Genomic DNA, 21,603 nt, shown 5'->3' with positions numbered 1-21,603 from the left:
ATGTCTCAGAACCCAATTCGCGTCGGCCTAATCGGAGCCGGATACATCGCAACCTGGCACGCAAACGCGCTGCGGGCCAGCAAAGGCGTTGATCTTACGGCAATCTGCGATGTGTCGCCCGCTGCGGCGTCGGATTTCGCCGGAACCTATGGAATTCAGTCCTTCACCTCGATCGAAGAGATGGCGGCCGCCAATATCTGCGACGCGGTCCATATCCTGACCCCACCGCATATCCATGCAGATCTGGCACAGCGCTGCCTTCAGGCGGGCTTCCATGTGATGGTGGAGAAACCCTTTGCGTTGTCGCATGCCGATTGCAGCGCTGTCGCGGCTGCAGCAGAAGAGGCCGGGCGGCAGATTGCCGTCTGCCACAACTTTTTGGGTGTCCCGTCATATGAGCAGCTGAAACAAGCCTGCCGGTCTGGAGCGTTGGGCAGGATCAACAGCGCCGAGTTCAACTGGCGCTTTCCCCTGGCACCTCTGCGATCCGGTCCCTATGGCCTGTGGATGTTACAAGAGGCACGCAATCTGCTTTTTGAACTGGGGCCGCATCTTTATGCCTTTGCCGTGGATCTGTTTGGTGAGCTCAGCGATTTCAGACTGGAAGCAGGCAAGCCCGTCACTCTGCAAGGGGGGCAGGTCCGCCCGCAAAGCTGGCAGATCCGGGCGCGGGCCGGTCATGTCGATCTGACGTTCAATCTCGAATTGGTTGAAACCATGGATGACCGGTCTGTCGTAGTGCATGGATCCTCGGCGATGGCGCGGCTGGATTATGCTGCAGACACGCTGACGATCCGACGCGAGAACACATCCGACATCGTCGTAAACCCATTCCGTCAACAGATGGGGCTGGCGGGTCAGCATTTGCGAGAGGGTGTGGTCAACGGCGTGAGACAACTGACATCGTTGAACCGCAAATCCCCCTATGCGCTGAGTTTTCTGGGGGCGTTTGGTGCGTTTTACGATGCGATCCGCACCAACAACCGGGTGGACGACCGTTTTTCGGCCGCTGCTGCCGGGGCCGTCATCGGAGCCATTGAACAAACCGCCGAATTGATACCGGATAAATTCACCGCGAAGCCTGCCCCGGTCGTGCCTGCTGCAGCATTGAAGCCTACGGTTATGGTGATCGGGGGCACTGGTTTCATCGGTCGCTATCTGACACGCGCATTGGTCAAAAGCGGACGTCAGGTGCGGGTCCTCAGCCGTGGACGGCATGGGCCTTTCGCCGACATTGCTGATCAGGTCGAAACTGTCGCTGTTTCGTTGCGGGATAAAGAGGCGCTGACCGCTGCCATGGATGGGATCGAGGTCGTCTATAACCTGGCCAAATCCATGGACAGTACCTGGGAAGGGTGCCTTGAAAACGACGTCGGCGTGGCTGTGCGCGTGGCGGAGGCGGCGCAAGAGGCCGGGGTCAAGCGGTTGATCTACACCGGAACCATTGCCTCATATGACATGTCCGATCCAGCGCGCACGATCACAGAAGACACCGGATTTGGCGAGGATATGAGCGACCGCAACCTCTATGCCCGCTCAAAGGCGGAATGCGAGAAGCGACTGCTTGAAATGCACCGGACTCAGGACCTGCCTCTGGTAATTGCGCGGCCCGGCATTGTCATCGGTGAGGGCGGGCCGCTGCAACATTGGGGCATCGGGCGCTGGCATGGGGCCGGGGCGGTGCGGATCTGGGGAGACGGGAACAACATCCTGCCCTTTGTCCTGATCGAAGATATCTCGGATGCTCTGATCGCAATGATCGACAATGAGGCTGCCGTGGGACAGTCATTTAATCTGATTGGTGAGCCGATGATGAGTGCGCGGGATTATTTTGACGCGATACATGAGGCTTTGGACGCGCGGATCGAGGTCAAAAAAGGCGCTTTCTGGATCTTCTACCTGTCGGGCAGCATCAAATACCTGCTCAAACGCTATGTCGTCGGGCTGCGTGATTTGAAGAACCAGTCCTATAGCGATTGGAAATCCCGAGGCCATCTGTCACCTTTCAGCAATGCCCGCACCAAAGAGGTTCTGGGTTGGAAGCCCGAAGCGGATCGGGATGAATTTGTCCGCAAGGGCATCACCCAGGCCAATCTGTTCGGCTTTTAGGATGTGGTGGAGTCAGACCATGGCTGAACCGACATGAAGTTCATAAGCCAGCGCATATCCGGGCTGATGTCCGACCGCGACAGTCTGCGGCGCAAGATCATGGCGTCGGCCGCGTTATCGACAATGGTCTTCGTGATGCAGGTAATGGCGCGGATCGTCTCAACCATCGTGCTGACCCGCATTCTGACGCCCGAGATATTCGGGGTCTTCGCCGTCGTCATGACCTTCATCTTCGTGCTCGAGATGTTTTCCGATCTGGGCGTGCGCTCGCTGATCCTGACCCGCGAGGGCGAATTGGATGACGGGTTTCTGCGCTCCTGCTGGACGGCACAGATTCTGCGCGGAGTTCTGATCTTGCTGGTCTGTATCCTGCTGGCGTTTGGCATATCGTGGGGGCAGGAGGCAGAGTGGTTCGATCCAAAGTCAAGCTATGGTGACCCGACGCTTCCATTTGCAATCGCTGCCATCGGTGGGTTTTCCATCATCAGCGGTTTTGCCTCACCAGCCAAGTTTGTCTATGAACGCGAAATGAAGTTCCGTCAGGTCAGCAAAGAGACGCTGATCAGAGTGGTTCTGACAACGGTCATAACAATAGGTCTGGCCTTCTGGCTGCGTAATATCTGGGCGCTGGTTCTGGGCAATCTCGCAGGCGCCGTTATCATGGTTACGCTTAGCTATGCGATGTTTGCCGGTCCTGCGATGCGACTGAGCTGGAGCATTGATGATTTCCGGGTGATCACCGAGCGCGGCAAATGGATTATTGGTCATTCGGCTTTGTCCGCCGTCACCGTAATGGCTGACCGCTTTGTTTTAGGCTTTGCGATGTCGGCAAGCTCGTTTGGATTCTATTATATCGCCCGTCAGATTGTGGATCTAGTCGAGACGTTCCTGAACACCGTACACGCTCAGATGGGTTTGCAGGTGTTTACCGAACTGCACAAAGACGGTGAAGAGGCGTCCCTGCGCCGCCGCTATTATCGTTACCGTATTTTGTTTGACAGTTTGGCGATGTTCGGAGCCGGAGCCCTGATGACTTTTGCTCCGACATTGGTGGGTATTATTTATGATGACCGTTACGCGGATGTGGCGGGCATGATCCAGATTCTGGCCGTGGGTCTGATCCTGATTGGCCCGCGCCTGTTGCGCGAGGCTTATAGCGCACAACGGCGATTCCGCGAAATGACAGTCCTCAGCCTCGTGAGTGCCGCAACGATCTGGATCGGGCTGTTTATTGCGATTTGGGGTTTTGGATCAACGACGCTGGCGTTGTTCGTTGTCGCGCTGCATCGCATCCCAGAGGTTACCATGCTTTTGGTTATGGGGCGCCGGGAAGGCTGGGTGTCCCTGCTGCATGAAGTCCGGCTGATGCCGTTGGTGCTTGTCGGAGCAGCGGTGGGCTGGGGAATGGCCGAGCTTTGGGCCGCAGTCACATAATGTTGGCCGAAGGCATTGATCTCTGGTCAATACCTTCGGCGCGTTTGTCACTTATCCCCTGAAAATGTCCAATTGCTTTCGCACATGTCTCTGAGACTATGCTTCGCCTCGAATCCAAGGACCTCGCGCGCCCGATCTGTTGCTGCATAGGAAATTGGCGGGTCGCCGGGGCGACGATCCACGATGCAATTGGGGATTTTGCGATTGATCACGTCCGAATAGGTATTCAGCACCTCGAGGACCGAGTTTCCGCGCCCGGTGCCGAGATTGACGAGATGGTTTTCTTTCTGATTCAGAAGTGCATCAAGGCTCAGCACGTGACCGCTGGCCAGATCAAGGACGTGGATATAGTCGCGGATGCAGGTGCCGTCGGGGGTGTCGTAATCGCCGCCGAAGATGGAAAGAGCCTCGATTTCGCCGCGCGCGACACGGGCGATCACCGGAACCAGATTGCCGGGTGGCTGCGACGGGTCTTCCCCGATCAGCCCGGATGGGTGGGCCCCGACGGGGTTGAAATACCGCAATATTCCGGTTTTGACATTTGGATGTGCCTTGGCGACGCGGAATAAAAACTCCTCTCCGAACAGCTTGGTGGCACCATAGCAACTGTCCGGTGCGCAGGGGCTGATTTCGGTCAAGGGCATTTGCGCGGCGCTGCCATAGACCGCAGCCGACGACGAGAAGACGATATTATCGACGCCGCTGGTCTGCATGGCGTCAACGATATTGATCAGACCCAAGCAATTGGAATTGTAATAGCCGACGGGATCGGCCTCGCTGTCTGGGACGGATTTCAGTGCGGCGAAGTGCACTACGGCATCGAAATCATTGCCATCAAACGCGGTATTGATGGCATCTCGGTCGCGAATATCTGCTTCGATGACCGGCACGGTTTTGCCGGTGATTTGGGACAGCCGGTCCGGCACGTCACGGCGGGCGTTCTCGAAATTATCCAATATGGTGACCGCGTAACCGGCATCCACAAGGGCTGCATAGGTGTGCGAGCCGATGAACCCGGCGCCGCCGGTGAGAAGTATGTGCTTTGTCATGATCTGCTATTTTGCAGGAACAGTGCGAGAGAACCAGCCATCGCAATTTTCCATATCAACCTTCGCAACAATAATTCGTATCCTATCTGATTGTCCTCAGTCTCGTAGTGCCTTCTTTGGGTGGAAGAACCACGCATGTCACTGCAACTACAGCTAGAATCCAGCGTGGACACTGTGCCACAGGTAACGACAACTGCAACAGGAATCTAGCATGGACACCAAGTCCCTGCTACGAGTCATTTACGTGCACAACCCGCGCCGTCCGGTGGCAGTTGTTCCATCTTTAAGAGATTTTGATTTAGGCCCCGAGAAGGAGATGGGCAGAGAACCGTTGCCCAGATTTTTGGACATGAATGAAGAAACCGACCAACCGATGAAGATCGCGATTTACGTCTCATCTTGGCCGCCCGGACGTGTTGCGTCCGGAATTGTCACTTATACGTCTCAGCTTGTGTCCTCGCTCCGGGCATTTGGTCATGAAGTATATATTTTGACGCCTGACGCGGGTGATAAAGACCCGTATACGATTGACCTGCAGGAAGTTCAAATTCCCTTAATCTCAAGAGTTTGGCAGAAGATTCAGTCGAAGCTGACTGCGCGACCCTACGATGCGTTGCGGCACTCGGCCAAGATCGCGCTGGCCATTCGAAAGCTGGTGGCTGAAAAAGGGGTCGAGGTTTTCGAGATCGAGGAATCCTTTGGTATGGGTGCCGAAGTTGCGATGATGAACATCGTTCCCGTATCGGTGCGTCTACATGGCCCATTTGTCCTGACCGGTGGTTTCAACGACGCAATGTCTGCGTTGTCCATCAATGATGGGCGCGCGAAGTATGAAGGGCTAGCCATCAAATCGGCGCATTATGTGACGGCGAACTGTAACGACACGCTGAATACAATTCGTAATCACTACGATTTGGGGATTGAGAACAGCACCATTATTCCGACGCCAATTATTTCGGCATCGGAAAATGAAACCTGGGATGTTGATCGGTGTGACAAGAACAAGATGCTTTTCGTCGGACGTTTTGACAGCATCAAGGGGGGTGATCTGGTTCTGCGGACCTTTGCGCGGCTTGCCGAGGCGAACCCCGAACTGACCTTGACCTTCATCGGTCCGGACCAAGGTATCCAAACCGAGAGCGGCATTGTCTATTTTGAAGAGTTCTTCGAGCAGAACTTCACACCGGAGTTGCGCGATCGTGTCGATTACCGTGGGCAAATGACTCATTCCGAGCTGATGAGTCTGAGAACAAGCCACTACCTGACCCTGATCGCGGCCCAGTACGATACGATGGGGTATATGTTGCTGGAACCCATGTCTCTGGGCTGTCCGCTGGTTACCACGGCGGTGGGTGGCATTCCCGAAGTCATCGAAGATGAGCGAAACGGTCTTTTGATCCCCAGTCAGGACCTTGAGGCGATGGTTGCGGCCTGTCAGCGCCTGTTGGATGATCCGGACCTCGCTGCGCGTCTTGGGCGGCAGGCCTGGGCGGATTGCAGCGAACTTTATAGTCCCGATGCAGTCGCGACCAAAACCGTTGAAGGATACAAGGCTGCCATCCGTGCCTTTAAAAGTTGACGCAGATTTCAACCCGACCTGAAGAACTCATTTGAACGTAGGAACTTGCACATGGAAAAGACCCAGACGTTGATCATCGGGGCCGGCATTAGCGGCTTATCCACTGCTGCGGCCCTTGGCGATGCCGACTACCTCGTCATTGATGCGGACAGCGCCATTGGCGGCTATTGCAAAACCATCAAGAAGGATGGGTTTGTCTGGGACTATTCCGGTCATTTCTTCCACTTCAAGAACCCGGAAATCGAAGCCTGGTTGCGTGAACGGATGCAGGGCCAGCAGATTATCACCTGCGAAAAGAAGTCCTTTATCGCCTATGGCGGTGACTGGGTTGATTTTCCATTTCAGAAGAACATCCACCAATTGCCCAAGGCGGATTTCATCGACTGCCTGCATGATCTGTATTTTGCCAAACCGAACGAGCAGGCAGAGGGCAGCTTTCTGGACATGATCTATGGCCGTTTTGGTAAAAGCATCAGCGAAAAATTCCTGGTTCCGTATAACGAGAAGCTTTACGCCTGCGACCTCAGTTCGCTCGACAAAGACGCCATGGGGCGGTTCTTTCCGCATGCGGATGTGGACGACATCATCCGCAATATGAAGACGCCCGACAATCAGAGTTATAACGCCACATTCACCTATCCCGAAGGCGGTGCCATAGAATACGTGAATGCCATCGCCAGCGCGGTAAAACCTGAAGCGATCTGTCTGGACGAAGCGCTGGTCGGGATTGACCTTGATCGCAAGGTGGCGCGCACAACACGCCGTGAAATTGGCTTTGACCGGCTGGTGTCGTCCGCGCCGTTCAACCATCTGGCCAGGATTGCCGGTCTGGAACATCAGGAAGAGGCGTTTACCTGGAACAAGGTGCTGGTCTTCAACCTGGGTTTCGACCGGAAGGGGCCGCGCGATGTGCATTGGGTTTACTACCCGGATCGCGAGCGAGTGTTCTACCGCGTTGGGTTCTACGACAACATTTTCGACGCCGACCGGATGAGCCTTTATGTTGAAGTCGGCCTGACAAGCGATGCAGAGGTTGACGTAGAAGCCACCCGCGCCCGCGTGCTTGATGACCTGGCCCGCGAAGGTCTGATTGATGACCATGAGTTGGTGGCTTATCACGCCTTGGTGATGGACCCGGCCTATGTCCATATCAACCAGCAGGCCAAATCCGAGGTTGAGCGCCTGAACAAGGTCCTCAATGATCGTGGTGTCTATTCCATCGGACGGTACGGAGGTTGGACCTATTGCTCGATCGAGGACAATATGATCGAAGCGCGGGAACTGGTTGCCTCATGGCAAGCGGACTGAACCTTTGGTATCGCGGTGGCTTCCAACTCACCGCGCCACGCGCTTGTTACGAAAGGCGTAGCGGGATGCGCTTTTTGCCGGTGATTTTGTTCAATATCTTCCGTTTCAAAGAGATTGGCTCCAGAAACTCGGTGTCCTGATCAAACAGGCGTCCGGTGAGCATCGGATCATGCCACAATGCCAGTTGCACGCCCCATTTGGCGGCCTGTGCCGGTTCGATGCCATCGGGTATGCCCATCCGGGTTTTCAGCGCGCCGGGGATCCAGTCATTGATGACGATATCCGGAAAACGATCGGCAAGATCGGCCACCAGTGATTTGGTCAATGTTTGCGCGGCCCCTTTGGTTACCGAATAGGCCGCGGCTGTAGGCGCTGGTGCGATATGTGCAAAGGTGCTGAGGTTGACGATCCGGCCATAGCCACGCTCGACCATGCCGGGCAGGACTGCGTGGCAGCAATAGAAAACGCCGCCCAGATTGATGTTGACCGATTGCATGAAGCTTTCCGGAGTTTCATCAAGGATGTCCCGGCGTGGATAAACAGCTGCGTTGTTGATCAGGATGGTAGGTACGCCTGAGGCGGCTGTGATTTCTTCGAATGCCCGTGCGACGGCCTCTGGGTCTGAAACATCGGCCGTGACGGGCATGAACCCATCCCCCAACTCGGTCGCAAGGGCCGACAACTGTTCGGGGTTGCGACCGATGCCCGCGACACGGATGTTTTCTGCAATCAGAGTGCGACACAGTTCTCGTCCCAATCCCGCGCCGGCTCCTGTGACGACGGCAATACCTTCGCGAATTCGCTGGCTTGTATCTGTCATGACGCCTCCGTGGGTTGTTTAGACTGGCTTGTCCGATCAGCAATGATGTCTGCGACCCGCAATGCATTGGCGGCGATGGTCAGGCTTGGATTGACCCCCATGGATGTCGGCATGAATGAGCCATCGGCGACATAGAGGTTCTGTAAATCATGGGCCTTGCAATCGGGGTCGAGCACTGACGTGGCGGGATCGTTTCCAAAGCGCAATGTCCCCAACGGATGACCTACATTGACGATAGGCTTGATTGACAGAAACATCATCCGCCACCGGCCGATTGCACGCCGGATGGCCCGCCGCAGTCCGGTTTGACGGGTGAAAACGTCGCGTGCGACTGTATATTTGAATGTAAAGACTTCGGGATCTTCCTGATTCAGCAGCACCCGGTTTTCGCGGACGGGGAAGTCCTCCATCTGGGCCACGAACACATCGGCGTTTCCGAACATCTTGGCGGCCAAAAGGGCGGGAATGTTCAGAAGGCGCCGCAGCTTTGCGTATTTGGCAAAGCGTGAGCGTTCGAGCTGCATGAGCAAAAAACGCAGGATCGTTCCGTAATCCGCCTCGTATCCCATGGATTGCGTCAGGCCCATGCGCTCGCCTTTGACGACATAAAAATCTCGGGTAGATACCGCCCGGCTTCTGCCGATGGGCTTTGCTCCGCGTCGCGGCCAGACAGCAAAGAAATTATCGATATGGAACATCAAACCGCGCCCCACCCAATCGCTTGAATTGGCACATCCTGTTGCCGATTGGTCGGTGGACCGCAGCAACAGCGTGGGTGAGCCGAATGAGCCTGCAGCCAAAACGTAGGTCCGGGCGCGCAGAGTGTGTGACACATCACCATGGCGCACCCGGACGCCGGTGATCTGTCCGGGCTGATCTTCTGCCAGCGCTTCGACATCGCATTCGGTGATCAATGCGGCGCGGCCGCTGGCCAGCGCCGGTTCAACGCCGGCTGAGCGGCCATCCATCTTGCAGGCGCGCGGGCATTTGCCGCCAAGGCAGTTGGTACACCTCTCGAGCCCTTTCCGTGCGATATGCGAGTAATACGGGTGCAGACCCCGATCACGGAAATCGCTCATCATCGCTGCTTCTTCGGGAGTGAATTCAGGCGGTGGGCGCAGTTTGTCCGACGGTATGTCCGAGAGCGGATCGTCGCCGCCATGCACATAGAGTAGGTCCTCGGCCTGATCGAAATAGGGAAGAAAGGCGTCAAACCCAACGGGCCAACCGCCGGTCGGGTGCGCAATGCCGGGTGCTTCGTCCAGATCGTGCGGTTCGGGACGCTCCAGTGCCGCCGCATAAAAAACGGATGAGCCGCCAACCCCGCTGCCCAATGGCGCAAAATAGCGCGTAATTGTACCGCCATCATGTGCTTCAACCGGTTTCGGCCAGAATCCCCGCAGACGGCGCGCAAACGGGTCGACAATATCGGGAGTATAGGACTGACGCTCGCTCCGATAACCCGCCACGCCTTTCTCCAGAAACAGAACCGACAGTCCGCGCTCTGTCAGACGCCGTCCGGCCATGCCACCCCCCATACCGGCTCCGATGACGATCACATCCCACGATTGCGACTGCGCTTCTGCCGGAGTTATCACCCGAACCCTCCTTTCGCCGAGTTGCTAAGGGCCTGAGGTTTGCATGATTGACGCATTATGCTTCCAGTCAAATATATCTCCACCTTGCACCTCATTATCGACCCCGGCTCCAAGCGGAGTCTCTGCGGGTGCGGACGGACAGGCTGACAGCGACATAGACCCCGAATCCAACCGGGTCTGTCACGGCAAGGCGCAACAGATGCCCAGCTGTAAGTGGGGCTTTGCCTTCCTGGTCCAGAATGCCCGGATATAAACGCGCAAGCTCGGCCACGCCCGCATCCTGCCTGCGCCGAACGCGCACAAGTGCCTGAAATCCTTCGACCAGCGGCCAGGAGTATGGGGCCGCAACCGGCAGCCGTTCATCTGGCGTAAATTGCAGTCTTACAAAGGTGTCGTCCGAGATGATCTGCGGAAAATCCTCCCAACGTGCGCGGCCCGCCGCATTGACAGCAAACAGCCCGGCACCGGGCACGCCCTCTGTCATAAAGGGCAATCGGGTCCAGATCCTGCCATAGGCCCGTGTAATCCAGCTTTGCGCCGGGCTGACCTTCAGGTCACCGCTGGAATAGGCCGGTTCAGGACGGTCCAGTACCTTTGCCAGCGCGTCCAACAACAATGGTGACATGACGACATCCGCATCCAGATAAACCCGCGTGCCACCCGTCGCCGCAGCGTCGGCGCGGTTGAGCGCCGCGGGTTTGCCACCTTCCTCTGAATCCAGAACCACCAGATACCAATCCCGCTGCGCAAAACGCTGCGCATAGCTGCGGGCAATATCTGCTGTCCTGTCTGTGCAGGCATTGGCCGACACGATCACCTCGGCCCGGCGTGCGGTGACCTGTGCCAATACGGCTTCGAGGCAAGGGCCGATATAGGCTTCTTCGTTGTTCGCAGGAATGATGACCGAAATCTCATACATGGTTCAACGTGCCAGATTTTCGGCCCAGGGCATGGGCGCAACAGGATCGAAGCGGGTTTGCATTTTAACTGCGCCGCCGAATTCTCCGGCATTTTGCAAGGCCAGGGTGACTTCGTTCATATGCAGTGACAGGTCGGAGGACAGACGGCAGGGCCGGTCTTCGTTGATTGCATCCCGCATCTCGACCACGCCCAGGGCAAAGTTCATTGATGCAGCCCCCTTGCGCCCAAGTTTTTCGTGGGTCGGCCCCTTGAATTTAAGACGCCGGGCCAGTGGTGCATTGACCAGCCTGCGGCGCATCGAAAAGCGTCGGCGCAAGCGGACCGGTGCGGCGTTGTTCCAGCACTCATCCATCTCGATCACACCCGTATCGCCGATGATCCGAAGTTCGTGGTTATGTCTGGCCAAAATGGAACAGGTGAGCCGTGCCACCACGCCGCTTTCGAAAAAGAGCGTCCCGACCGAAAAATCCGGTGCTGCCCCGGCGGTCACATCGGACACATCTGCCAGCGCCGCCGAAGCCGCGACAACCGTGCGGACCGGGCCGAACATGGGCAATAACCACGCCAGGTAATAGCCTGCATGTTCCAGGGTACATCCCACTTCGAACTCGTCTTTGGCCGGCCACGGCGCGCCGCTTTCCGAGAACCATTTTTGATAGGGGGCTTGCGAGATAAAATCGTCATCCATCTCGGCATAGATCAGGCGGGTTTTGCCGATTACACCGGCACGCAATCCGGCCCAGATCGTTTGCGGGGCTTCGCCAAGAAAGCTGCAGGGCGCCGAGGCAAGGCGCAGCCCGCGCTCAGCGGCAAGATCAGCCAGCACCTGGGCCTGATCCATCTCCATCGCCAGCGGCTTTTCGGAATAGACGTGAAGCCCGGCTTCCAGGCCCTTACGCGAAACATCGTAATGCGCGGACGGATTGGTCAGGTTGAGCAGAATATCATCTGGTTTCGCCAGATTCAGCAATGCCTCAAAACTGTCCATCGCGGGCAGTGACCAGTAGGTACAGAACTGAGACAGCCGCTCGGGATTGCGATCATAGCACCCGGCAATCTCGATTTCAGGATAGAGCTTGAGGGAGCGCAGATACAAATCCGCGACATATCCGGTACCAATAATCAACAACCTGGGCATAAAGAGAATGGTCTCTTATTCGACGGGCGGGAACTCATAAACAACGAATACTGTAATATGGGCAGAATTGCGGATGTGCCACTGTAAATTGGCCGATGCCCTGCAAATCGTTCAGGCATTGCGCAGGATGACCCTGTTCTGACCGGAGACTCGGTGAATTCACCCCGTAGAACGCCAAGCTTCATTGTCGCAAAACAAGAGACTTTCCGGCCGAAGCGATCCTATTGATCCCAATCATGTGTTTGTCAGGCGTGGTTGGATATGTCACATTGAGAAATGGGGAGAATACCCCCATTTTTCTGTTAGAAGATCTTGATCCCCACCTTGCTCTGCCGCTGCAGAAGCTGGCCGGTAATTCGAGTTGCGTTATTGTTAAGATAGGAAAAGAAGATGGCGATCTATCAAATTGATCCCGAGCGTCTGAGTATCAGTGTCGAAAACGCCCGTGCGGCGGCGGCCCCATTTGCCGAGGAATATCAGAGCGGCGAACCCTACAACCATATTTGTATTGATAATTTTCTTCCCGAAGAGGTACTGCGCCGGGTCCAGAAAGACGTGGCCACGCTTGAAGAAAGCGAAGACAGTGACACGTTCGAGCGGGCGCAAGAGAACCTGAAAACCCAGTACAATCCCGAAAGACTGCCGGTCTATTCGCGCGAGCTGTTCCATGCTTTCAACTCCCGCCCGTTTATCCTGTTTCTCGAGGAGATGACTGGTATCAAAGGGTTGATCCCCGATCCCTACTATATCGGCGCAGGTATTCACCGAGTAAAAAACGGCGGCCATCTGGATATCCATGCGGATTTCAATCTGCACAAGCAGATGGTCGTCGAACGGCGTCTGAATGTGCTGATTTATCTGAATGACGACTGGCGCGCGGAATGGGGTGGTTCGTTCGAGATCTGGAGCAACGATATGAGCACTAAGGTCAAGAGCTTTGCGCCAACCTTCAACCGCATGTGCTGCTTCTCGACCGGATCGAACACGTTCCACGGAAACCCTGAAAAAGTGAATCACCCCAACGGTGAGCCGCGTCAGTCCATCGCGCTCTATTATTACACCGCGACCTGGGATCCCAGCCGCAAGGCGCATTCGACAATTTTCAAGCCGCGCCCCGGCACTGAAGACCAGTTTGATCGCCAATCGCGCCGGCAGGAAGTTCTTGAGAACTGGTTGCCGCCGGTTGTTTACCGCAGGGTCTATCCGCGTCTGGCACGTTTGGGATTCTGAGGAACACCAATCGCGCCCGATGCCAACAGCTCGGGCGCGCGACAGGTTGAAAAGATCGGATCCATGCAAGGCAATATCCAGGAAACGTCACTCGCCGAGCCTGAGCAGGCGCTTGTGATCTCAGCGACAGTACCGGACTGGTCCCGCGAAGAAGTGCGGCAATTCTGGGATCCTGGCTACAAGCTTTTGCGCGCGATACGGCGGTATCAGGCGGCCAAGGCACGGGGTGGCCCGATTGGGTGGTTGTTCAGCAAATACTGGACCCTTGTACATCGGTTCTGGTCGGTGATCACACAATCCGAGATTCATCTGAATACACATATCGAAGGTGGGCTTCGATTGCCGCACCCGACCGGCATTATCATCCATCCCAGCGCTCGGATTGGTCCGAACTGTATGATATTTCATCAGGTTACGCTGGTTTCAACTGTTGTTCTCGGAGGGCATGTGGACCTTGGGGCAGGTGCCAAGATCATCGGGCCGCTTACAATTGAAGATCACGTGACGGTGGGCGCCAACAGCGTCGTCACCCGTGATGTCGAAAGTGGTGCGACCGTTGCAGGTGCCCCCGCGAGAAGACTGAACACCTAGGTGTTGCTCTGCCTGGGTCGTCGTCTGTTGTTCGGCCTCTCTGTTTGAACAGACTCCGCATCTTGTGCCTGCCCGCGGGGTTTCCGCACATGAGCCGTACGGGTCGGATTCGGCTGGGGGACAGTTTCGTCAGGCTCGTCGGCCTCGACCTGATCGGTCACTGTGGATTTGGCCAAAAGCATACCCGCCATAATCCAAGTCAAGTTGTTGATGGATGCGTTGGGTATCAAGTCCACAAGATTGATACTCATCATCAGGGCAATACCATTCGTCACGAATACGTCGGGTGAGCCGATACATTTTTTGCGTCTTGCCCAAAGCCGGAGAAGGGGGAAAGTCAGCAGCCCGAATATGCAAATATACCCAAACCACCCCAGCACCCCGATGATAAGAACCCAATAGCCGTCCGGGACTGTCAGAACGCGGCCGGTGTCCGGATCCATGTTCCGATTGCGGTTCCAGAATGCCCAACCGGTGAGCGGCTTTTCTGCGGCGCGTTCCAGCAGCATGCTCTCATTTTCAAAGCGAAAGCCCAGAGATTGGGCGCGTTCCGCCTGAATCATTCCAGCGTAGCCGAGAAGCCGCTCAACGGGTATTGCGTCCGCTGCGCGCAAGATCGGATAAGTTAGCAGAAATACCGCGCAGACCAGCATAACCCACCGCTGCAAGCGGGAACTTGCAAACAACACGATGGGTGCGAACAGGGCGGCAAACACAACCGCACCGACTGTTTTGCAAAGAATGAGTATGGCGAACAGATACACGAGAATGCCGAACTTGTGCCCCCGATCATTGCCCAGAGACCCCCTCAACAGCGCGGCAGTTGCCAGAAGAGACATCATGACAAAAAATGCCACCAACAACCCATGGCCAAGAAACACAGTAGGCCGAAAGCCGCCAAATCGGACTTGTTGTGAGAAGAGCTGAGGAAAAAATCCATAAACCCAGTTGTTGAGCTGCGGACTCAGCCGGACTTCGAGCAAGATCGGGACCGAGTAAATCAATCCGATGACCATGTAGAGCGTCAGGAATTCTCTTTTATTGTCGGGTGTTGAGAGAAGGTTGAAGCCCAGAATAAAAGGGATCAGGATAAGCACATGCTTCAGAAATTCTGAAATCGCGTCGCGGGCAGTCATGCCCGGTAGTACGACAGGTCCGGCAAAAACCGGTTCCAGATTGCCCAAAGCGGCGACAATCGGGCTGAGCAGGAACCCCAGCATCAAGATCGAAACCAGACGGGATTGCGGAAAAAACCTGATTTTCTGATCCACCATGGTCAGGCACAGGACCAGTGCAGCCAAACTGGGGACTGTGTGTTTGTCCAGCGTCGGTATCAGCGGCAAATCAAAATATGTGTCTGGGGGCAAAACGACGTAGCCGCCCAATATCGAGATCAGCAAAGCGCGTGACGCCGGAAGTTTCTTGAACAAAACGACCATGATGATCGGCCAGGCCATCAACATCAGATAGGCGAATGAATTGGGCATATATCAGGTCGCGGTGTTAGCAGGGTTAGGTGTTGGGTATCACGTCAGCAACGATTTTGTCCCGAGCGTATCAATCCGGCAAGATGGTTGTTTGCCCTAATGCCAGCCCGGTAGGCCGGTAATTGGACACTACATCCCAGACGATCTGTTGCATTAAATATGCGGCTTCGGGGCCTGGGTCGTCAGCAGATGTACCGTCGGCTTTGATCAATACATGCGGCAATCCGATCGGCGAGGTTTGGTACAACACCGCGTAATGGGTCAGTGCGATCAGATAGGCGCCATAATCGCTCAGGTGGATCGTGTCGGTGAACAGATCGCTTCGGTCGGCAATCGGTCCGACGCCGCGACGGTGCTCAACTTCACGCACGAAACGCGCCATGACCTGCCCGGCGGGGATGACATAGACCGGGGCCGGTGTTTCCTCATAACCCAAAGCAACCCGAAGGATGCCATTGAGCCAATAGCGCTCAAGATCCTTGTCGATCCGCTCCAGCCAGCCTTCCGTGTCGTCCAGATTGTGCCATGTCTCATAAAAGAAGATGCGCATGTCCGGATTGGACTGGCGGCCAAGATGAATCCATTTGTGCAGGTATTTTGCGCTATTGAAATATTTGATGGCGGCCCGGATTTCGACCATCTCGGTCAGGATCAGCGTGTTGTATTCGCCAGATGAGAGCGCCTGTTTTGCATCCTCATATTCAGGTCGGGCGTTTCTCAGTTCAAACCCGTTGATGGTTTCTACGGGGGCCCAATGCGCCCGCAACGGCGTACCCCAGCCCAATTGGCTACTGTAATCGTGCCCCTCTCCTGCCAGTTGCTTCAGCATTTCAGGGATGTCAGGGCCGACCAGACTGTGCCCCAGATGGAAAACCTTCTGAGGAAGAGCGGGGGCAGGACCAGGCTTGTCATAGAGCGCCTCGAATGTTGCGGCCTCGATTGGCCTTGCACCGTTGAGGCCAAAAACACCGGCAAGGGCGGCGGCGGCCACCCGGATTCGACCGGGAATATACCGCCTGATCACGAAACACTCTCTGGGCTGAAAAGCGATATGGCTGGCATGTAGTCAATTGCCGCGAAGCTGATGATTTTATCACCGAGAGCCTGGCTCATCAGTCTGAGCTCCAGCCTGGTTGTGCGATCACCAATGGTCAGCGCAATGGGGCTGTCGGGTTGCAAGGGGTGCAGGATTTCGACGTCCTTAAATTCGATCATTTGCCCAATCAGTGGGTAGAGCGCTTTGTAAATGCTCTCTTTCATGCAGAAAATCTGTTTTGCCAGATGGCCCCGACGCGCTGTGTTCTGGGCGTTCAGCCATGCCCGTTCAGACGGGGTGCAGATCACCTCTTCAAGGTCGAGGTCCAGCGGTTGGTCAGCCTCGATATCAATACCGATACTGCATTCGCGGCCTTTGCGAGCAACGATTGCGATGCAGATGTCATCGCAATGAGTGATCGACCCGATCACGCCGTCAGGCCAGACGGGACTGCGATCCTCAGCCATCGGGATTGCGACGGGGCTGAGGTTTAGTTCTCTCATCGCCTGTCGCGCGGCGCTGCGTCCGGCGGAAAATTCCAATCGACGCGTTTCGACCGCGCGTTTCATTGCGGGAATTTCCCCGGGCAATAATGCAGCGCCCGAAGCTTTGGGATCGGTCACCCCGATACCTATCTCCGGGCCGAGCATCTTGTGAAGCTCGGCCTTTATCGCTGTAAACCTGTTCACGCCGACCGTCTGCGCGCCCGCATCTCGCGCCTGCGCGCCATGGCATCGCCGCGGCTGCTGGCTTTTTCTGGCGACGGCTGCGTCGGGCTTGCTTCGGCAGGTTTGGAGCCTGATTTCTTTTCGACCGTTTCGGCAAGGGCGGCCAGCGTCGGGCACCGGAAGATATCCGTAATGCTGAGCCCCGGCACATTCAGTTCCGTACGAATTTCACGGTGCGCCTGTACCGCCAGCAAGGAATGCCCGCCCAGATCGAAGAAATTGTCCCGCCCGCTGATGTCTGAAACACCCAGAATCCGTGACCAGATCGCCGCAATTTTCTGTGTGGCGGAACCGCCCGAGGCCGGCTCAGATACGGTGGGTTCGGTACGCGGTTTCTGTGCTGCAGGTGCAGGCAGGGCCTTGCGATCTACTTTCCGGTTCGGTGTCAGCGGGAAGCTGTCCAGCGTTACAAAATGCGTTGGCACCATGTAGTCCGGCAGTTGCGCCGCCAGCGCCTGACGCAATGCCTTTTCATCCACAGCGTGATCGACGGTCATATAAGCCGCGAGTTGCACCAGATTGGGCGTATCCTCGCGCGCGATGACAACCGACTGCCGTACACCGGCTTGCGCGTCCAGCAGGCTTTCGATCTCGCCCAACTCGATACGATATCCACGCAGCTTGATCTGGTGATCCGCGCGGCCCAGGAAATCGAGCCGTCCGTCCGTCCGCCAGCGCACCAGATCGCCGGTGCGATAGAGCCGCGCCCCGGGGGTGTCTGAGAATGGATCGGGCACGAAACGCTCGGCCGTCAGGTCTTCGCGCTGCCAATAGCCGCGTGTCACGCCTGCGCCTCCGATATAAAGCTCTCCGGCCACGCCGATGGGGGCGGGACGGTTGCTTTCGTCCAGCACATAGACCTGTGTGTTTGCAATTGGGGTTCCGACATTGACCACGCCGTCCGCAGCGGTTGCGGTCTCGGTTGTCGACCAGATCGTTGTTTCTGTGGGCCCGTACATGTTTTCGATATGTGCAGGGGACAGTTTGTTGATCTGCTTGACCAGCGAGCCGGGCAGGGCCTCACCGCCGATCATCATGTGCTTGATCTTGGACAGGGCAAACCGCGCCTCGTCGCTCATCAGGATCATCTGTGCCATGCTCGGGGTACATTGCAGATGGCTGACCTTATGGCGAATGATCTGGGCGGCGATGGAATAGTCATCCTCGGCCAGTTCCGTATCCTGATTTGACATGCGAAGAACTTCGGCCAATGGTTTCAGCCCTTCCATGACCTGATCCACCGAGATGCCATAGTCGATCAGGCAGGCGATCTCATCGACGCCGATCCGCTTCAGCTCTTCGACCCGGTTCAGGCAATCCCCGACGGTGCCGAACAGGCCGGAATCCTCGAAGTAGCGCAGAAAGGCGAAATCGAGGATGCCTTCCAGTTCCTCGTCGGACAGGCTGCCCAGATCCAGTTGGAACGGGTTCGACACACCTTTCGGTTTCTTGAAGGCCGGGAACGCCCAGGCATATTGCTTGATCAGCCCGGCGGCCGAGCGCAGGTAATCCTTCATCGGCTCGCGGGCGACTTCGCGCACTTCTTCCCGGTCCTGACCCACATAGGTATGCAACATCAGGGTTACTTTGTGATCATCAGGGTCATGTCCCGCTTCACGCAACGCGGCATGATAGATGCCGATCTTGTCGGCGACTTCCTGCACGCTTTGGCCCAGCAGGTGGGTCAGCACGTTGGCCCCGATGGCCCCGGCTTCGCGCCAGGTATCCGGGTTGCCAGCAGTGGTGACCCAGATCGGCAGTTTTTTGGAGACCGGGCGCGGCTGCGTCACGACGCCATGCATGTCGCCGGATTTGGTTGGAAATTCAACTGTTTCCCCGGCCCAGAGCTGGCGCAGCGTTCCGATTGCCTCCAGCATGGCAGGTTTGTTTTCGGGCGGTGTATTTTCGGGCCGCAGAACGAAATCGTCCGGCTGCCAGCCAGAGGCGATGGCAAGGCCCGCGCGCCCGTTGGTCAAGTTGTCGATCACCGCCCATTCCTCGGCAATGCGCGCCGTGTGGTGGAGCGGAGCGACACAGCTGCCCGCGCGCACGCCAATATTTTCGGTCACAGCAGCAACGGCTGCGCCTGTGACCGACGGGTTGGGGTAGGGGCCGCCAAAGGCGTGGAAATGACGTTCGGGCGTCCAGACAGCGCAGAACCCGTTCTGATCCCCGAATTTCGCGCCTTCCAGCAGTAATTTGTACTTGTCGCGCCCAACACCATCGTCATTGCCCCAGTAGAACAGGCTGAACTCCATCCCTTTGCCGGTGATGGATTTTCCGGGGGCCGAGTCGCCTGCGACCAAGGCGCGGTTTTCATCATCGCTGAGAACGATCTTGAAGCCGCGCGCGAGGGTCCAGAACAACTCGAGTACCGAAATATCGAAGGACAGGCTGGTCACCGCCAGCCAAACCCCGACCGGATCATGGCTGATGCGGTCGTCCATACCGGTGAAGAAGTTCGACACATTGCGATGTTCTACCATCACGCCCTTGGGCCGCCCGGTCGAACCAGAGGTGTAGATCAGATAGGCGAGGTTGTCTGAAGTCACACCGCTGGCGACATTGTCGGTCGCAGCCGTTCCCAGCCGCGGGTCCGTATCCAGCAGCAGAGCCTGTGCGGTGTGTTCCGGTAACTCGGGTGCCAAGGCGGATTCGGTCAACAATACCTTCGCGCCGCTGTCTTCAAGATAGAGCGCGGTCCGATCGGCGGGATAGGCTGGGTCCATCGGTACATAGGCCCCGCCTGCTTTCAGGATACCCAATGCGCCGATCAACAGCAGTGGCGAGCGTTTGACATGCAGGCCCACGAGCGTGTCCGGACCAACCCCCATCTCACGCAGAATATGTGCGACCTGGTTGGCCCGTGCATTCAGTTCGGCGTAAGTGAAGCTGAGGTTTTCAAAGACCAGTGCTGGCGCATCGGGAGTGCGTTCAACCTGGGCTTCGAATTGCTGGTGAACGCAGGCGACGTCATCATAGGTGATAGATGTATTGTTCCAATCCTGCAGGATTTGTGCGCGTTCCGTATCGGGCAGAATGGGAAGCTCGGCAATTGGCAGGCTCGTCTTGGCCGGATCTGTCAGCGATACAAGCAGATTCTCGATACGTGCTGCAAACAAGCGCAGCGCAGCTTCGGAGACATGTCCACTGTCGGCAAACAGCACTGCCTGACCATCAGACGTGGCCAGCGTCAGGCTTGTGCCTGGAACAAGACCTTCCGAAACATCATCAGACAGCCCGACCACAGGTGTTTGCAGTGCCGCCGCACCGGGCAGGCGCGCCGGCAGATCATGGGCGAACGGACCAAGCGCCTGAGCTTGTGTAATTGTCTGATCAAACTCGTCCTGCGCCGCTGAGAAAGTCTTGTCCGCAGCAAAGCGCACCGGAACCCAGCCGTTGAGATAGGGGGATGCGCTGTTCAGACGGAGCGCCAGATCGAGGGTGAAAGCATCCCCAAGGCGTGCCATCAGAGCCGCTAATGCTGCCTTGGCTGTCACATCTTCAAGCCCATCCGGCGCATGCAGCGCTTGCGACCGGGGGGCACCGGACGGCATCGCCGCATTGATCAGCGGAATGTCGACCTCTTGCAACGTTTCCAGACGGGCGCGCCATTGTGGTTCGGATTTCAGCGTGTCAGCAATCGATTGATTGATCGCGGTCGCCTGTTCTGCGGTCAATGCAGGCAGTGCGCTGCCGCCATTCAAAATACCATCAGTCGGCGCAGGGGCGCCCATGCCATTTCGCAGATCGCTGATCTTAATTGCGCCCTCACCGGTGGCGACGGTCACACTTTCTGCGCTGCTGGCCAGAATGGTGCCGGGCTCGGCATCGGTTGGCTGTTCACTCACCTTGGCCGCGCCGACCAGCCAGAGCTGACCATCGCGCTCGACCTTCGGGCGACACAACGGGTTCCAATAGTCTCCGTGATCCAATGCGCGCACCAAAGCGGCCAATTCATGCGCCGGTTTTGCGAAGTCCAGCCGGGCCGCCGCCTCAGGGCGGTCATTCTTTGCAAAATAGCTGCGCTGCGACAGATCTTGCGGAGCCGGAGGTTGATCCGCTTCAAGCGCCCGGATGACCTCGGCAAAGCTTTCGATGGCCGCACCATAGCATTTGGTGTTCAATGTCAGGGCGGTTTCATTGTTGCTGATATCAAACAGGTTTTGGGCAACGATCCCGCCCTCATCCACGCCGCCCGAGATCATGTGCCAGGTGATCCCGTGTTGTGTTTCCCCATTCAGAATGGCCCATACCGGCGCGTTAAGCCCTGCATAGCGCGGAAGCGGACCGTCGTGGAAATTGACGGCGCCTTTGGCAGCTTTGTTCAGCAACGTTTCTGGTAGCAGATCGAGATTTGCGATGCTCAGCAGCCAATCAAACGAAACCCCTTCAACCCGGTCTGACAATCCTGCGCCAGGTGCATGAAGAGGCAAGGAGTGAGTCTTGGCCCAGGCTTCCACATCGGAATTCCGTGTGGCTACGCCCTGAATGCTGTGCCCCGCCTCCAGCAGCATTTCCCCGCACTGAATGACAAGGGATTCATGGCCGACAAGAAAAGTGCTGAAAGGCATC

15 protein-coding genes are annotated in these 21,603 nt (G+C 56.8%); 6 read left to right on the top strand and 9 right to left on the bottom strand.

From position 1 onward, the window contains the following. Positions 1 to 2,109 carry an NAD-dependent epimerase/dehydratase family protein gene (locus tag ACR0K9_RS10660; protein ID WP_480822998.1) on the top strand — a complete coding sequence of 703 codons (2,109 nt, stop codon included), beginning with the start codon at positions 1 to 3 and terminating at the stop codon, positions 2,107 to 2,109. A gap of 33 nt (positions 2,110 to 2,142) precedes the next feature. Continuing rightward, positions 2,143 to 3,543, top strand: coding sequence for an oligosaccharide flippase family protein (locus ACR0K9_RS10655; RefSeq protein ID WP_480822996.1), 1,401 nt, complete (start codon positions 2,143 to 2,145; stop codon positions 3,541 to 3,543). A gap of 47 nt (positions 3,544 to 3,590) precedes the next feature. On the opposite strand, the gene galE is transcribed toward ACR0K9_RS10655, so the two are convergent. Then, positions 3,591 to 4,592, bottom strand: coding sequence for a UDP-glucose 4-epimerase GalE (galE, locus tag ACR0K9_RS10650; RefSeq protein ID WP_480822994.1), 1,002 nt, complete (start codon positions 4,590 to 4,592; stop codon positions 3,591 to 3,593). Between the two features lie 211 nt (positions 4,593 to 4,803). On the opposite strand from galE, the gene ACR0K9_RS10645 reads away from it, so the two are divergent. Together ACR0K9_RS10645 and ACR0K9_RS10640 are read left to right on the top strand one after the other, a co-directional pair. Continuing rightward, positions 4,804 to 6,171: a glycosyltransferase family 4 protein gene (locus ACR0K9_RS10645; protein ID WP_480822992.1), complete on the top strand. Its 1,368-nt coding sequence runs from the start codon at positions 4,804 to 4,806 to the stop codon at positions 6,169 to 6,171. 51 nt (positions 6,172 to 6,222) lie between these two features. Next, positions 6,223 to 7,479: a protoporphyrinogen/coproporphyrinogen oxidase gene (locus ACR0K9_RS10640; protein ID WP_480822990.1), complete on the top strand. Its 1,257-nt coding sequence runs from the start codon at positions 6,223 to 6,225 to the stop codon at positions 7,477 to 7,479. Between the two features lie 46 nt (positions 7,480 to 7,525). Here the strand turns inward: ACR0K9_RS10640 and ACR0K9_RS10635 are convergent, their stop codons facing one another. From ACR0K9_RS10635 to ACR0K9_RS10620, 4 genes are all read right to left on the bottom strand, one after another. After that, complete coding sequence (locus ACR0K9_RS10635) at positions 7,526 to 8,299, bottom strand: SDR family oxidoreductase (protein ID WP_480822988.1); 774 nt, start codon at positions 8,297 to 8,299, stop codon at positions 7,526 to 7,528. Then, positions 8,296 to 9,897 (bottom strand): GMC oxidoreductase, encoded by a 1,602-nt coding sequence (locus tag ACR0K9_RS10630; protein WP_480822986.1) that lies wholly within the window; start codon positions 9,895 to 9,897, stop codon positions 8,296 to 8,298. Before ACR0K9_RS10630 ends, ACR0K9_RS10635 begins: the two co-directional genes overlap by 4 nt. Before the next feature lie 94 nt (positions 9,898 to 9,991). Then, the gene (locus tag ACR0K9_RS10625) at positions 9,992 to 10,816 is read right to left on the bottom strand and encodes a glycosyltransferase family 2 protein (RefSeq protein WP_480822984.1); all 825 of its coding nucleotides are present in this window, start codon (positions 10,814 to 10,816) and stop codon (positions 9,992 to 9,994) included. Between the two features lie 3 nt (positions 10,817 to 10,819). Further along, positions 10,820 to 11,956, bottom strand: a complete 1,137-nt coding sequence (locus ACR0K9_RS10620; protein ID WP_480822982.1) for a Gfo/Idh/MocA family protein — start codon at positions 11,954 to 11,956, stop codon at positions 10,820 to 10,822. 390 nt (positions 11,957 to 12,346) lie between these two features. Here ACR0K9_RS10620 and ACR0K9_RS10615 point away from each other — a divergent pair, with 390 nt between their 5' ends. Beyond that, complete coding sequence (locus tag ACR0K9_RS10615; protein ID WP_480536435.1) at positions 12,347 to 13,186, top strand: 2OG-Fe(II) oxygenase; 840 nt, start codon at positions 12,347 to 12,349, stop codon at positions 13,184 to 13,186. Positions 13,187 to 13,249: 63 nt separating this feature from the next. Beyond that, on the top strand, positions 13,250 to 13,777 hold the full coding sequence (locus ACR0K9_RS10610) for a serine O-acetyltransferase (protein WP_480822980.1): 528 nt from the start codon (positions 13,250 to 13,252) through the stop codon (positions 13,775 to 13,777). Here the strand turns inward: ACR0K9_RS10610 and ACR0K9_RS10605 are convergent. The 4 genes from ACR0K9_RS10605 to ACR0K9_RS10590 all read right to left on the bottom strand — a co-directional run bounded on the left by ACR0K9_RS10605 (position 13,774) and on the right by ACR0K9_RS10590 (position 21,602). Continuing rightward, complete coding sequence (locus ACR0K9_RS10605; RefSeq protein WP_480822978.1) at positions 13,774 to 15,264, bottom strand: hypothetical protein; 1,491 nt, start codon at positions 15,262 to 15,264, stop codon at positions 13,774 to 13,776. The genes ACR0K9_RS10610 and ACR0K9_RS10605 overlap by 4 nt on opposite strands. A 70-nt stretch (positions 15,265 to 15,334) precedes the next feature. Next, complete coding sequence (locus tag ACR0K9_RS10600) at positions 15,335 to 16,288, bottom strand: hypothetical protein (RefSeq protein ID WP_480822976.1); 954 nt, start codon at positions 16,286 to 16,288, stop codon at positions 15,335 to 15,337. After that, complete coding sequence (locus ACR0K9_RS10595; RefSeq protein WP_480822974.1) at positions 16,285 to 16,989, bottom strand: 4'-phosphopantetheinyl transferase family protein; 705 nt, start codon at positions 16,987 to 16,989, stop codon at positions 16,285 to 16,287. The genes ACR0K9_RS10600 and ACR0K9_RS10595 overlap by 4 nt, the downstream gene beginning before the upstream one ends. Further along, positions 16,986 to 21,602, bottom strand: a complete 4,617-nt coding sequence (locus tag ACR0K9_RS10590; protein WP_480822972.1) for a MupA/Atu3671 family FMN-dependent luciferase-like monooxygenase — start codon at positions 21,600 to 21,602, stop codon at positions 16,986 to 16,988. The genes ACR0K9_RS10595 and ACR0K9_RS10590 overlap by 4 nt, the downstream gene beginning before the upstream one ends. Position 21,603: the final 1 nt, after the last annotated feature.

This window comes from Ruegeria sp. L12, assembly GCF_056531745.1.
Note: the sequence above shows the minus strand (reverse complement) of the source record. Positions and strands in the feature narration are given on the sequence as shown.

Excerpts from the sequence above, each read along its gene's own strand:
- ACR0K9_RS10660 (WP_480822998.1), top strand. The coding sequence starts at position 1 with ATGTCTCAGAACCCAATTCGCGTCGGCCTAATCGGAGCCGGATACATC.
- ACR0K9_RS10655 (WP_480822996.1), top strand. The coding sequence starts at position 2,143 with ATGAAGTTCATAAGCCAGCGCATATCCGGGCTGATGTCCGACCGCGAC.
- galE (WP_480822994.1), bottom strand. The coding sequence starts at position 4,592 with ATGACAAAGCACATACTTCTCACCGGCGGCGCCGGGTTCATCGGCTCG.
- ACR0K9_RS10645 (WP_480822992.1), top strand. The coding sequence starts at position 4,804 with ATGGACACCAAGTCCCTGCTACGAGTCATTTACGTGCACAACCCGCGC.
- ACR0K9_RS10640 (WP_480822990.1), top strand. The coding sequence starts at position 6,223 with ATGGAAAAGACCCAGACGTTGATCATCGGGGCCGGCATTAGCGGCTTA.
- ACR0K9_RS10635 (WP_480822988.1), bottom strand. The coding sequence starts at position 8,299 with ATGACAGATACAAGCCAGCGAATTCGCGAAGGTATTGCCGTCGTCACA.
- ACR0K9_RS10625 (WP_480822984.1), bottom strand. The coding sequence starts at position 10,816 with ATGTATGAGATTTCGGTCATCATTCCTGCGAACAACGAAGAAGCCTAT.
- ACR0K9_RS10620 (WP_480822982.1), bottom strand. The coding sequence starts at position 11,956 with ATGCCCAGGTTGTTGATTATTGGTACCGGATATGTCGCGGATTTGTAT.
- ACR0K9_RS10615 (WP_480536435.1), top strand. The coding sequence starts at position 12,347 with ATGGCGATCTATCAAATTGATCCCGAGCGTCTGAGTATCAGTGTCGAA.
- ACR0K9_RS10610 (WP_480822980.1), top strand. The coding sequence starts at position 13,250 with ATGCAAGGCAATATCCAGGAAACGTCACTCGCCGAGCCTGAGCAGGCG.
- ACR0K9_RS10605 (WP_480822978.1), bottom strand. The coding sequence starts at position 15,264 with ATGCCCAATTCATTCGCCTATCTGATGTTGATGGCCTGGCCGATCATC.
- ACR0K9_RS10590 (WP_480822972.1), bottom strand. The coding sequence starts at position 21,602 with ATGCCTTTCAGCACTTTTCTTGTCGGCCATGAATCCCTTGTCATTCAG.